General features: G+C 38.4%; 17 protein-coding genes and 2 pseudogenes. 5 read left to right on the top strand and 14 right to left on the bottom strand.

Features of this window, described 5'->3' with window-relative positions; genetic code table 11:
• Positions 1 to 248 precede the first annotated feature (248 nt).
• From BT797_RS17555 to BT797_RS17500, 12 genes are all read right to left on the bottom strand, one after another.
• Positions 249 to 1067, bottom strand: coding sequence for a lipase family alpha/beta hydrolase (locus BT797_RS17555; RefSeq protein WP_075473026.1), 819 nt, complete (start codon positions 1065 to 1067; stop codon positions 249 to 251).
• Positions 1068 to 1183: 116 nt separating this feature from the next.
• Positions 1184 to 1639, bottom strand: coding sequence for a DoxX family protein (locus tag BT797_RS17550; protein WP_075473025.1), 456 nt, complete (start codon positions 1637 to 1639; stop codon positions 1184 to 1186).
• Between the two features lie 104 nt (positions 1640 to 1743).
• Positions 1744 to 2049, bottom strand: a complete 306-nt coding sequence (locus BT797_RS17545; RefSeq protein ID WP_075473024.1) for a putative quinol monooxygenase — start codon at positions 2047 to 2049, stop codon at positions 1744 to 1746.
• Between the two features lie 88 nt (positions 2050 to 2137).
• Entirely contained in the window at positions 2138 to 3004 is an 867-nt protein-coding gene (locus BT797_RS17540; protein ID WP_075473023.1) for a helix-turn-helix domain-containing protein, read from the bottom strand.
• A gap of 108 nt (positions 3005 to 3112) precedes the next feature.
• On the bottom strand, positions 3113 to 3349 hold the full coding sequence (locus BT797_RS17535; protein WP_045110766.1) for a hypothetical protein: 237 nt from the start codon (positions 3347 to 3349) through the stop codon (positions 3113 to 3115).
• 43 nt (positions 3350 to 3392) lie between these two features.
• A complete protein-coding gene (locus BT797_RS24715; RefSeq protein ID WP_367889026.1) occupies positions 3393 to 3587 on the bottom strand; it encodes a GNAT family N-acetyltransferase in 195 nt (64 codons plus the stop codon).
• A gap of 8 nt (positions 3588 to 3595) precedes the next feature.
• Positions 3596 to 4084, bottom strand: a complete 489-nt coding sequence (locus BT797_RS17525; protein WP_075473022.1) for a 2-thiouracil desulfurase family protein — start codon at positions 4082 to 4084, stop codon at positions 3596 to 3598.
• Positions 4085 to 4110: 26 nt separating this feature from the next.
• Positions 4111 to 4659, bottom strand: a complete 549-nt coding sequence (locus BT797_RS17520) for a GNAT family N-acetyltransferase (protein ID WP_075473027.1) — start codon at positions 4657 to 4659, stop codon at positions 4111 to 4113.
• A 124-nt stretch (positions 4660 to 4783) separates the two neighbouring features.
• The gene (locus tag BT797_RS17515; protein WP_045110769.1) at positions 4784 to 5248 is read right to left on the bottom strand and encodes an ASCH domain-containing protein; all 465 of its coding nucleotides are present in this window, start codon (positions 5246 to 5248) and stop codon (positions 4784 to 4786) included.
• A 99-nt stretch (positions 5249 to 5347) separates the two neighbouring features.
• Entirely contained in the window at positions 5348 to 7123 is a 1776-nt protein-coding gene (locus tag BT797_RS17510) for a protein adenylyltransferase SelO (protein WP_075473021.1), read from the bottom strand.
• A gap of 176 nt (positions 7124 to 7299) precedes the next feature.
• The gene (locus tag BT797_RS17505; RefSeq protein WP_045110771.1) at positions 7300 to 7716 is read right to left on the bottom strand and encodes a DUF3995 domain-containing protein; all 417 of its coding nucleotides are present in this window, start codon (positions 7714 to 7716) and stop codon (positions 7300 to 7302) included.
• Positions 7717 to 8189: 473 nt separating this feature from the next.
• Positions 8190 to 8708 (bottom strand): GNAT family N-acetyltransferase, encoded by a 519-nt coding sequence (locus BT797_RS17500; RefSeq protein ID WP_052678337.1) that lies wholly within the window; start codon positions 8706 to 8708, stop codon positions 8190 to 8192.
• Between the two features lie 307 nt (positions 8709 to 9015).
• Here BT797_RS17500 and BT797_RS23485 point away from each other — a divergent pair, with 307 nt between their 5' ends.
• Both BT797_RS23485 and BT797_RS24710 read left to right on the top strand, forming a co-directional pair.
• Positions 9016 to 9357 carry a tyrosine-type recombinase/integrase gene (locus BT797_RS23485; protein WP_339391035.1) on the top strand — a complete coding sequence of 114 codons (342 nt, stop codon included), beginning with the start codon at positions 9016 to 9018 and terminating at the stop codon, positions 9355 to 9357.
• A pseudogene (locus BT797_RS24710) lies at positions 9330 to 9500 on the top strand (IS91 family transposase); the annotation flags it as partial. The gene BT797_RS23485 and the pseudogene BT797_RS24710, both read left to right, overlap by 28 nt.
• A 271-nt stretch (positions 9501 to 9771) precedes the next feature.
• Here BT797_RS24710 and BT797_RS23885 read toward each other — a convergent pair.
• Positions 9772 to 9948 (bottom strand): glycine zipper domain-containing protein, encoded by a 177-nt coding sequence (locus tag BT797_RS23885; protein ID WP_170860783.1) that lies wholly within the window; start codon positions 9946 to 9948, stop codon positions 9772 to 9774.
• A gap of 204 nt (positions 9949 to 10152) precedes the next feature.
• On the opposite strand from BT797_RS23885, the gene BT797_RS17490 reads away from it, so the two are divergent.
• From BT797_RS17490 to BT797_RS24705, 3 genes and pseudogenes are all read left to right on the top strand, one after another.
• Complete coding sequence (locus BT797_RS17490; RefSeq protein ID WP_075473019.1) at positions 10153 to 10431, top strand: site-specific integrase; 279 nt, start codon at positions 10153 to 10155, stop codon at positions 10429 to 10431.
• Between the two features lie 40 nt (positions 10432 to 10471).
• A complete protein-coding gene (locus BT797_RS17485) occupies positions 10472 to 10747 on the top strand; it encodes a tyrosine-type recombinase/integrase (protein ID WP_139291699.1) in 276 nt (91 codons plus the stop codon).
• Positions 10720 to 10890, top strand: a pseudogene (locus BT797_RS24705) (IS91 family transposase); the annotation flags it as partial. The gene BT797_RS17485 and the pseudogene BT797_RS24705, both read left to right, overlap by 28 nt.
• Positions 10891 to 11147: 257 nt before the next feature.
• On the opposite strand, the gene BT797_RS17480 reads toward BT797_RS24705, so the two are convergent.
• Positions 11148 to 11684 (bottom strand): hypothetical protein, encoded by a 537-nt coding sequence (locus BT797_RS17480; protein WP_075473017.1) that lies wholly within the window; start codon positions 11682 to 11684, stop codon positions 11148 to 11150.
• Positions 11685 to 11774: the final 90 nt, after the last annotated feature.

Below are 11774 nucleotides of genomic sequence, written 5' to 3'. Positions count from 1 at the left end.
AAGTAAACGTGCTCAATATTTTAAATTTATTCATAAAATCTCCATTTTTAAGAAAATCAATTATAAGTATACAGTTCTAAAATTTTAATTTAATAGATATCCATAATAGACACACACAAAAATAAAATAACATCGTATTACCAGCATGTTTCCACTACATTTTTGTACAAACTTGCGAATAAAATGTACAAAAATGGTAGTGTAAACATGTCCGGTTGATGCCTTGCTATAGTTTGATTGAGTTTAATTCAATACAAAAACCCTTCAATTTTATTAGATAATAATTTAGCAGAAGAAATCATTGGAAGGTGTCCAGTTTCTAATGTAGCACTATTCTTAAGATTCATATTCCTAGTTATATTTTTTTGCGAAGCAAGAGATATAATATTATCAAATTTAGTATATATGTAAAATTTATTAATCTTAGCGAAATATGAAATGTCATAACTCACAATTCCTTCACCAATCATTGCGGGTTCATCAACCGAACTTTTAATTATTTTATTTCTAACTGCGTTCGATTCACTGTTAGTAAAGGAGTTAACGAACAATGATTTATTATTGATAACCATCCAGCCTGAATCATCATAGTTAATTCCTTTAAGGTAATTAAATTCATCAGCTTTATTTAACAGTGAAAAAGGTTTTTCGCCGTTACTTGGCGATACTGCCGCTATATAAATAATACTTTTTATATTTTTCTTCGGGCAAATAGATAACGCATTATTTGATATTGCACCACCTTGACTATGAGCAACAAGAACTATCGGAGTCGATATAAATTTTATTGTTTCACACAGATATTTTGATGAAACATTTAACGTTATTTCATTAGGATTAACGGAAGAGTTTCTCCCTGGTAAATTAACAAGTAGAGTTTTAAACCCTTTTATTTCTAATGTTTTAGCCACATAAAACCAAGAATCTCTTGTTAAATGGGCACCATGTACAAAAACGAGTGTTTCTTTATTTTCTTCTAAATTAGATGTAGTTTGACTTAAGTAGAAGCCGATTGAAGAAAGAAGAAGAAAAAGAAATAATACTATTACAATAAACCTTAATTTCATTTTTAACTCCATGTTAGTATTTGATTGTTTTTAAAGCGTAATGCTAAATAACAGGCTAAGTAATGGTCGGCTAATATTGTGTAGAAAAACGTAACCAACTATTATTTATTTTATCGTTATATTTTTACACATAAAAAGTACGCCCATGCGATCAGTATAATTTGCAATGGTGCTCGTATTAATAAATAAACCGAACCCCATTGATGTCCACCTAGTCCAACACTATTTAACGCTGCGTATATATTCGCAGGGAAGAAAATCACAAAAATAAAAATCCCCAACTTTGCAGCCATAATTTGAAACTTAGACTTAAAAAGTGCAATACCAACTAATAATTCAAGAGCACCGGTGAAATATATTAATGTAACTTTGAAAGGTACCCAAGGAGGTAACATTTCAACCATTCCCTCTGTTTTTACGATGTGACCGATAAAGAAAAATATAAACGTTAGACCTAAACCCCAACAAGCATATTTGTTCATATCAACAGGCACCTTTCCTAATTTTGCATAAACAAAGGCTATTATCAGTGGAAAAGATAGAATAAAAAGAATTATTATTGGAGTTACCATAGTTCCATCCTAAGAACGTAGCCCATTTAAGGGGGTTGATAAAAATGCCCCCCCTCAAGAACTAGCCTTCTCTCTCGATCATGAATAGATCGTGTCACACTACATTAGACTGAATTATCATTAAATTCTTCAGTATTAAAGTATCGAATTGAGGGCGGTGAATTAAAGGTGTCAGCTAATTTATTCATTACCCCAGTTTCAGTCCGCCAATTTAAATAAGCATGATAATTATCAATCGACTGCCATTTTTCATAGAAAATCACCTTATTAGTATCTTTTTCACTATGAATAGAGATACTAATAAACCCTTTATACTTGTTAGTCTCTGGTAAATACTCAGATAGTAATTTAAGTAAGTTTGATTTACTTTCCGGTTTAACATCTGCTTCTAAGATAACTGTAACGCTCATTTTATTCCCCTTTGGAATTAAAAAACATAATGTTACGGCTTTACAAAAATACCACTACTCTCAAAAAGTCAAAAGTGTTCATTTCATGTCAAAGATTGTTATTTTTTATTTCTTTTGGGGTCTTTCCATAGATCGCTTTATAAGCTCTAATAAAATGTGAAACATTGCTATAACCAACTTCGAGTGCACAGCTTGTAACATTTGAGCCATTAGCTAATAGGCTATTGGCCTTTGTCATCTTTTTCGTTATCAACCACTGCTTAGGGGATTCCCCATATTTTCTTTTAAAATCTCGGTTAAATGTAGATAAGCTTCTACCGCTAAGGTTAGCAAAGTCAGAAACAGTAAGATTCTTGTTATAATTTTCAAGCATGAGTGAAGCTATATTACGCTTTTTTTTCTGTTGTTCAGAGACATAAAGTGTTTTAACAATATCATTGCGGTTATCTATATTGATTAAATGCAGAAACTCTAAGAGTTTGAGATTTAAAATTTCAACACTGTTTTCTACTCCAGAATAAACATCTCTAAGAGCATTAAAATAATAGTTGATGCTTGTACTGGCATGTAGCTTACAAATAGTAGGCGTTGTCGAGCTCACTTTTTTATTATTTCCCCCTTCTGAACTCAAAAAACGATCCACAATTTCATGGCCAATAAAAATTAAATAGAGTTCAGCGCTATTATTTTCTGTAACGAAGTCAGAAATAAGATAAGTATCTCTAGGCATAAATAACATCTCACCAGATTGAGTTGTTATTAAGTTACCTTGATTAGTTTGTACTTGTACTTCTCCACCTAAAACATACATAAAACAGTGTGATGTTGCTATTTTCTCTTGGCTTAATAAACTATGAGTTAATTTTTTAAATAAGATACATGACTGATTGTCATACAATATTTTTTTTACTCCAGGGTAAGCGTATAGAGCTTTAGGTAATGTCAGGTATTTCATTATCATCCATTATTGTAAAAACAGAAAAGAACTATTTAATACCAAAGGAACTTACGATGACACTTCCCCCTTCGATACTTTCATTAAGATAAACGACTTTTAAAATGCCTAGTCATCAGCTAGATCTGTAAACTCTTTTCTCTTAGATTCAAACCAGTTTTTTAATGCTTCAGGCTGTTGCATGAGTTCACTCATTTTTCCCATAGCTTTAAGATGCGCTTCATCTTGTTTTTGATACATTTCCATTCCATGTGCTTTACTTAATTCTGCTATTTCATCAAAAGATTCAGCTTGGAATTTTTCATCACATGCACCACCTAATTGATTACAAGTCATAGTTTTCATAATTCTCTCCATTGATATGATTAAACACCTAACACTTAAAAACCTAGTTTTGGTACATTAATATCGCATGTAAGCTAGCGTTCAAATAGATCTCATTTACCCTTTCAAATGCAGTTTTAGTTAGCTCAGTTAGAACCTGCGTCCCTAACCCCTTTCTTTGCATATTGGGTTCCACTACCATTTGAGATATTTTGAACACATTCGGATCTTCTTCACTAAGTCGGATATATGCACACAGGCAACCTTTTACGTGTCCGCGTTTAATGACTTATTGGCTTCTATTAACTGGTGCTGACTAAAGACCTTAATACCATGACTTGTTAATAATGCAGCTGTAACACCAACTCCATTTACTTTGCGTCCTGAGAAATCTCCACTATATACTGATGAGCTTCCACACGAAGGGCTAAACTCCGCCAAAACTGCAACAGTGATTTCGTTCGCGTTACATAAAGTCAATGCGTTATTAGCCCCCCTTACGAAACCTTCAGTGACATTATTACCGGTATTTTCAATAACCGATATTCTCCCTTCAAGTACATCGTAGCCATCACCGCCATTTATTTCAGCTGGAGCTCTTGGAATACTCATCCCAGAACTCACCTCTGGACAGATAGAAATAATTCTCCCCTTATCTATCCACTCTTGGAGTATATCGCTTGATGTAAATAGTGACTCACCATCATAGCGAACTTTATCTCCCAACAAGCAAGCGCTAATTAAAACTTTATTCATTCAATACTCTCAATACATTCTGGAAACTAACGCTCAGCCAAAAAGTGAGCCGAATACTGGCTACACAAACCATAGATATAATCATCTACATACTTGTTACGAATTAAAGAGTTTTGCTGTAAACGGCCCTCACGAACAAAGCCAAGTTTTTCGAGTAGTTTAAATGACCCCATATTATGAACTGAACATGTAGCTGTTAGCTTATTAAGTTCCAATCCATTAAGCGCATAGTCTTTAAGCAGGTTCAATGCCTCACTTGCAAACCCTTTTCCTTGAGCACTCTGTTTAATCATATAGCCAACCACTGCAATTTTGGCTTCATGGTTAACAATTTTAAGACCTATACTGCCGAGTTTTTCACCGGTTACGGTTTCAGATATGCCTAATGACAGCCACCCGTTACTTTCAATAGTCCAAGGCTGTGATTTAACTGCGAACGCTGCTGCAGCGTCTTCATATGTGAAGGTTTCATAAACATGCTCCATCATTTTGGGACACATTGATATTTCAATAAAAAGGCTCTTATCCGTTTCGTCGAATGGTGATAATTTTATTCTTTGACCTGATAGTTGCACAACTCCCCCTTGAGTCTTTATAACCCCGTAATAACACATGCGCACGCCTTAACTTCCAAACCAATTACTCTAAGCTGCGATGCCACATGTGATAAGTACTATGTTGATTACTCTGTTATATTGCCTATTGATGAACTACATGAAATCGCTCCAATACAAGAACCATGTCTTCATTGGGTTGAATATTTAACTCTGAACATTCAGTAACAAAAAAACGCCAATGAGCTTCACGCCACCATTTTAATGAACGGTCACCCTCTCCTTCTGCGTGAGCAAATTCAGCGGTTACTTCATTATATTTACAGGTTTCAACTGAATCAATTTTAATGATACAAATTGGCTTACCATTCCAATCAACGACAACTTGTAAATGTCCAATCGTTGGCATTGGTTCTTCACCAGACTCATACCAAATATTAAGACTACAAGTTGCTGTCTTTTGACCAATTCGGATTAGTTCCGCACATAAATTGGCATTATGCTCATCACCACAGAAATAGTCTGAACTGAATGATTGATACTTTTTACGCTCATTTTCACAAAGTGAGCTGAGATATTTATCCAAGTAGATTTTCGGCTGTTCTTCCATGAAATCCTCTTAACTATTTTCGTAATATAACGTCAAGCGTTGAACCCTGTTTACTGACAATACTCGTGACTAAATATTCAATAAGTAGAGTCCAAAGAATCACGACGAACAACTAAGATGGGACAGTCCACCCACCTCAAAGAACTCAGGCGGTTTCAATCTGTAATATTTATCCTCTACATCCTTCGACTGCTCTGTATATGGCTGTGTCATCACGTCCTGCAATTCTCGAATTAGAGCGTAATTTCCCGCAGTTGCTTGCTGATAAGCCGGCATAACAAACCACTCTCGCAAAATGTATTTTGGATTGACGAGCTTCATCTGCCTAGAGATTTCCTCACTGGATAGCGGTGAAATAGCATTCGCGTCACAGGCGCTGTTGAGGAGCGTTTTCCATTTTTCGAGCCACTCAGTCCAGCGCTTGTCCATCTCGTTGGACTCTTTATCATTTGACGAATTATTGTAGAAGCTTTTCTTGAGTGGGCCAATGTCGTCGGGTATCGACGAGAGCTCGCGGAAGAAGATAGTGTAATCGACAGGAGTTTGCATCATGAGTGTTTCTAGCTCGCTGAACAGCACGTTGCAAAGTGCCTTGTCAGACGCTGCGTTCAAAGTGCTAAGACCCAGCTTGGCAGCCCACATCTCTTCCATTTTAGTGTGCATGACTTTCGAAAAGCCACTTTGAATCTCGTCGAGCTCTTGCAAATAGTCCTGATGCGACGTCAGCAACGGCCGTAACGCCGAACAAAACATGCCGAAGTTTCTTTGCGCTGCGCTTGGTTGGTTCATGAACGAAAAGTGACAACCACCACCCGTCCAAGGCTGATAATACGGGTTAAACACATCGCAAAAGCCGAAGGGACCATAATCAAGTGTAAAGCCACCGACTGCACAGTTATCGCTGTTGAAGTTACCCTGACAGAAACCGATGCGGATCCAGTTCGCCACCAGTGACGTGAGTCGGCTACAAAACTCGCTCGCCAGCAACACCACTTTCTCTGAGATGCTGAGCTGCCTATCGACAACATCAGCATACTCTCGATCAATCAAGTGCAGTACAATCTTCTCGAGTTCCTCCATCGCTTTCAAGTGTTCGTTTTTACGAGCACGGCGAGCGAAAAGTTCGAGTTGGCCGACACGGATAAACGACGGTGCGACACGTGTCGAGATGGCGACGGCTTCAGATATAAGCATGTCGGGATTTTCCGAACGAGAGTCCTGCGAGTACCACGGTCGCTTTACCTTCTCCGTTTTTGAAACATACAAACTTAAAGACCGTGATGTAGGCACGCCCAGTGCGTGCATGTGCTCCTGAGCTAAGAACTCGCGGATGCTAGACCGCAAGACAGCACGACCGTCCGCGCCGCGACAATATGGCGTGCGACCGCCACCTTTTAGCTGCATTTCCCAGCGACAACCGTTGATTACGGCCTCAAACACAGAAATTGCACGACCGTCTCCATATCCGTTGCCTGTTTGGAACGGACACTGCTGGATGTATTCTGTGCCGTAAATAGATAGTGCGTACCCACTCGCCCAACCTACCTTGCGCATCGGCTCTGGAACCTGAGAGATATCGCCGGAGAACATGCGGACGAAGTCGGAGGACTCTGCAATACTGTCGGCGAAACCAAGCTCGGAAAAAAAGTTTTTGCTGTGCGCTACATACTCAGGGTCTTTGATTGGAGTCGGATTGACGGGGACATAATGCCCCGAGAAGACTTGCCGTGGCGCATGGTCGGCACCGTTTTCTGTCGCATCAGGATCACAGTTGAGCGTGTCCATGAGGGAATAATTTGCCAACTTCGCAAGAGCGTTGAGCGTCGATATAGTCGATATAGTCGAGGATATTTTCTGATGCTGTCGGTTTGTCATAATTGTTTATACCAAGCTCGTAAGATGAATTTTAATACTTTGTATCTGACGCCGTATTTGTGCAGATAGTTTTAGTTGTTACATACACCCTTATTCGGGTAAATTGTAGTTGGCTAAAACGTGATGAGGAGGTGTCCACTAAAGCGGGGGAACTACATTGCCCGCAGAGCAGCCTCTTATGTACCAGAGACTGAAAGTAATCCATATGAAATACCTAGAAATAAAATTACCGGTGAAAAATATTTAGTATCTAGGGTAGCAAAGTTACTGTTGTATACCTTTTTAAAAAAACCGACATATTTAAAGTCACCTATCGCTCGAACAACCAAAATAAAAGAGACGCAATAACCTAAGTAATGAACATAACCTTTAAGCGGCCCCATAGGAGAGAACAGTTGAATAGACAATATAGCAAGACCAAATAACAAACTTGCCACGATAAATATCAACCAACGACTAGGTACAAAAATTTTTCCGTTTTCTAAATCAGGGCCTGCAGATTTTAGTCCATACTTTCCGCCAAAGGCCCAGTAAAAATGAAAAACAGCAGCTATTAACATAATAACAAAAACAACAATGGATAACGTAAACATTATACCTCTCTAAAGGTGCATAGACATAATGACTCCCCACTAGGTGCTAGCCTTTAACATCGTGGCTTAGTTTTAAAACCAGAGTCATAATATACTTATCATAAATATAAAATGAAGGCTAGCATGAGTAAACATAACATAGTTTTTATTGGCATGGACACACACATCATTTATTGAGGTCGCTTATATTGAAGATGTGTGAGTCGTAAGGTATGCGCTGCTTATGAAAACAAGTAATCCACGAATATCAGCATGATAACCGACGAATATACTTGCTTCATTTCTTACGTTACTCACTTTATTTAATGAAAGTGAATTTATGGCTATATTTTTTAGCAAGGATCTCTGCGTTTTACTTGACGTGGGGAGTCATACCAACACCAAAATAACTGGCGAAATTGCGCGCCAGCGTGATTCAGCCCAGTGCGTAGCGGTGTTTACGCACGAAGTTCATTGTTTTGTTAGTACTTGAATTATAAGTCGAGAGCATACTCATTTATCTTCTCTTCGATTCCATTCGCTAATAAATGGGTTCTAGTGCCTATTGAACGAAAGTTTAATTTTTTTAAGACTAAGGAGCTTGCTTCATTCCATTCAGCAGTTCCAGCCCATAATCTACTGTTATAGCCACTTTGTTTAACTTGATCGATTAGGGTTACACATGCTTCTGTTGCGAAACCATTAGACCAGCTTTCAGGATTCACCCAATATGCCAATGCATAAGCAGACTCACGCGGGAAAAGTGATATCTGACCAATAACTATGCCTGTAGGTTTAAACTCCATGCTCCATACAAAGCCTGCATCCATATCCCAATCTTTGCTACGATCATCAATCCAACTTCGCACTTTGCTCTCAGTGTTAAGTCTAGAAAGTGGTAGTCGTGCTGGGAACTCGTTAGAGTTAAATGTATCTAACAACGCACTCCAATCCCTAACTTCAACTTTTCTAATGATTAATCTTTCGGTCTCAAAATTGATTGGTAATTTCATACGATCTCTAGAGTACTAACGCCCCACTAATAAGTGACCAAATGCTGGCGGGGGATTTGCTCCGCAAATGGCATTACATTGTTTGTGAATCTTAATTTAGCGTTTTGTTGAACGAAGCCGCTGCGCGGCAGAGTCTTTGCCCTGCCAGTCATACTAACCAATAGCATCACCATTATGGTGGTGCCTTATTGGAATTATTCGTATGAACACCTGACAACCGCAACGATTTAATTATATTTATAAACAATACCTTACCAATTTAAGGCTACAAGGTAAACGCCTGCCTGATATTTAAACTCTTACGCAAATAAGTAAAGTCATTAACGGCACCAAGAAGCAGCGCTACCAAGTATTCTTTCTCACGCTTTACAGCATGGGACTACGATTAAGCGAAGGCTTAAACCTGACTGTTCATGATATTGATAGCCAGACTATGCAAGTCCATATCCGTGAAGCTAAAGGTGGCAAAGACAGGTTGGTGCCATTACCTAAACGAACTTTACTCGCACTACGCAGTCATTGGCAAACGCATCATCATGCGCGACTGATTTTCCCAGGACAGGGAAATGGTATGAACTCACCGATGGACAAAGGCGGTATCCAGAAAGCCATCAAACAAATTTTTCACATGGTAATACCAAACGGCTGAGAGTGCGAATTCAAGCTATATTACTGTATCTGTTCAATTGGAAAATGCCTAAACTCGTCGCAACGTTCACTGCGAAAGTCATCAGAATTTATCCTTGCTGCCAGCATGAAATGAAGTGCGTTGGTATCACACGAACGACCTAGCCGAAAGGCGAACATAATAGGAATAATGGCATCAACATTACAGTTGGAGATATTAAATTTATGGTAAAACTAGCTAGCTAGTTAATTGATAACAGGTCTGTTGTTTATTTCGATTTAGCTCGTCTTGGGTTTAACCCCAAGACGAAGTATCCACTAAGATCAAACACGTTATTTACTATATAAAGAAGGGCTTGGGCTTGCTCAACACTCGAATAAGGTGTCGGCTGCGCGACACCTATTCTTATATGTTTGCAGCGTAATACTGCAGTAACTACTTTTTTGATTTCTTAGCTGATGCCCAAAAAGCAACTGACATAGCAACACCAATACTTACACCAAAAGTAACGCTACTTAATGCGACACCGATACTTGCGCCCATAGCAACTCCCATTGCAATGCCAAAAAGTACAGGGTTCTTTATTTTGCTAGATTGATTACATTTACTCATAGATATCCCTTTACCTGCTAACGCCCTAATAATGGGCAAATTTCAGTTGGTTAAAATACGCGACAAAGGAGCAAAAACCAACTGAAATTTGTCCTTGTTTTACAGCTTGTTGAACGAAGCCGCTGCGCGGCAGAGTCTTTGCCCTACCAGTCATACTAACCAATAGCATCACCATTATGGTGCTGCCTTATTGGAGTTATTCGTATGAATCATTCACAACAGCAACGATTTAATTATCTTTATGAACAACACCTTACCAATTTAAGGCTACAAGGTAAACGGCCAGCGACCATTGATGCCTATTCTCGTGCAGTTCGACGCATTTCGGATTACTTTGATAAGTCCCCAGACACATTAACTACTGCCGATTTAAAAGTTTATTTCAATAGCCTGATCCAGACCCACTCTTGGAGTACCGTCAAATTAGACCGTAACGGTTTACAGTTTTTCTATCGTTATACGCTTGATAAACAATGGGACTAAGAAGCAGCGCTACCAAGTATTCTTTCTCACGCTTTACAGCATGGGACTACGATTAAGCGAAGGCTTAAACCTGACTGTTCATGATATTGATAGCCAGACTATGCAAGTCCATATCCGTGAAGCTAAAGGTGGCAAAGACAGGTTGGTGCCATTACCTAAACGAACTTTACTCGCACTGCGCAGTCATTGGCAAACGCATCATCATGCGCGACTGATTTTCCCAGGACTAGGAAATGGTATGAACTCGCCGATGGATAAAGGCGGTATCCAGAAAGCCATCAAACAAATTTTTCACATGGTAATACCAAACAGCTGAGAGTGCGAATTCAAGCTATATTACTGTATCTGTTCAATTGGAAAATGCCTAAACTCGTCGCAACGTTCACTGCGAAAGTCATCAGAATTTATCCTTGCTGCCAGCATGAAATGAAGTGCGTTGGTATAACACGAACGACCTAGCCGAAAGGCGAACATAATAGGAATAATGGCATTAACATGACAGGTTGGAGATATTAAATTTATGGTACAACTAGCTAGTTAATTGATAAATAACAGGTCTGTTGTTTATTTCGATTTAGCTCGTCTTGGGTTTAACCCCAAGACGAAGTATCCACTAAGATCAAACACGTTATTTACTATATAAAGAAGGGCTTGGGCTTGCTCAACACTCGAATAAGGTGTCGGCTGCGCGACACCTATTCTTATATGTTAGATTTTTAATTCACAACTTTAGAAAAATATTCATCAAGGGAAATAGATGAATGCCTTGTTTCAGATGTTTCACCTAAATTTGAACCAGAGTTTTGACCAAAATATAATCTTTCACTATCGATATAAATCAAAGTATAAGTAGATTGAATTTCAACATTATCAGGACTATCAATAGGAACTGAATCTACACCGTAGGCTTCAATGCTTTCTTCACTGACTATTGTATCTAAAACCTCAATTTGGCTAGTAAAAGTAACATTAGATACTATTGAGTCGCATGTTGTATCAGTTACATCAAACAACTCAACTATAGAGGTCGATTGTAGTGAATAATTTATAGTTAGTGTATTGTTATTATACGCTGCGACGGTTGAGTCGTTATATACAGGGACACACTTTCGCTCCCAAGAAGTACTAGACAGACTTGCTATAAAGTCTTCTTTGGAGGAATCAGTATCAAGTACAGAATCTTCAGAACCACCACAAGAAATCAAAGTGAATGATGATAAAATTACACCCGTCACAAGAAATATATTTTTCATTAGTACTCCATACTACAATAAAAATCTAACGCCTAAATCAGCTGCTGCTTTAGCGGTCGGTTGCATTTTTTTGTTGAACGAAGCCGCTGC

It is taken from the genome of Moritella viscosa (genome assembly GCF_900120065.1).
GTDB lineage: Bacteria > Pseudomonadota > Gammaproteobacteria > Enterobacterales > Moritellaceae > Moritella > Moritella viscosa.
The sequence above is the reverse complement of the archived record's forward strand: the minus strand, read 5'-3'. Positions and strand labels throughout refer to the sequence as shown.

Excerpts from the sequence above, each read along its gene's own strand:
- BT797_RS17555 (WP_075473026.1), bottom strand. The coding sequence starts at position 1,067 with ATGAAATTAAGGTTTATTGTAATAGTATTATTTCTTTTTCTTCTTCTT.
- BT797_RS17550 (WP_075473025.1), bottom strand. The coding sequence starts at position 1,639 with ATGGTAACTCCAATAATAATTCTTTTTATTCTATCTTTTCCACTGATA.
- BT797_RS17545 (WP_075473024.1), bottom strand. The coding sequence starts at position 2,049 with ATGAGCGTTACAGTTATCTTAGAAGCAGATGTTAAACCGGAAAGTAAA.
- BT797_RS17540 (WP_075473023.1), bottom strand. The coding sequence starts at position 3,004 with ATGAAATACCTGACATTACCTAAAGCTCTATACGCTTACCCTGGAGTA.
- BT797_RS17535 (WP_045110766.1), bottom strand. The coding sequence starts at position 3,349 with ATGAAAACTATGACTTGTAATCAATTAGGTGGTGCATGTGATGAAAAA.
- BT797_RS17525 (WP_075473022.1), bottom strand. The coding sequence starts at position 4,084 with ATGAATAAAGTTTTAATTAGCGCTTGCTTGTTGGGAGATAAAGTTCGC.
- BT797_RS17515 (WP_045110769.1), bottom strand. The coding sequence starts at position 5,248 with ATGGAAGAACAGCCGAAAATCTACTTGGATAAATATCTCAGCTCACTT.
- BT797_RS17510 (WP_075473021.1), bottom strand. The coding sequence starts at position 7,123 with ATGACAAACCGACAGCATCAGAAAATATCCTCGACTATATCGACTATA.
- BT797_RS17505 (WP_045110771.1), bottom strand. The coding sequence starts at position 7,716 with ATGTTTACGTTATCCATTGTTGTTTTTGTTATTATGTTAATAGCTGCT.
- BT797_RS17500 (WP_052678337.1), bottom strand. The coding sequence starts at position 8,708 with ATGAAATTACCAATCAATTTTGAGACCGAAAGATTAATCATTAGAAAA.
- BT797_RS23885 (WP_170860783.1), bottom strand. The coding sequence starts at position 9,948 with ATGAGTAAATGTAATCAATCTAGCAAAATAAAGAACCCTGTACTTTTT.
- BT797_RS17490 (WP_075473019.1), top strand. The coding sequence starts at position 10,153 with ATGAATCATTCACAACAGCAACGATTTAATTATCTTTATGAACAACAC.
- BT797_RS17485 (WP_139291699.1), top strand. The coding sequence starts at position 10,472 with ATGGGACTACGATTAAGCGAAGGCTTAAACCTGACTGTTCATGATATT.
- BT797_RS17480 (WP_075473017.1), bottom strand. The coding sequence starts at position 11,684 with ATGAAAAATATATTTCTTGTGACGGGTGTAATTTTATCATCATTCACT.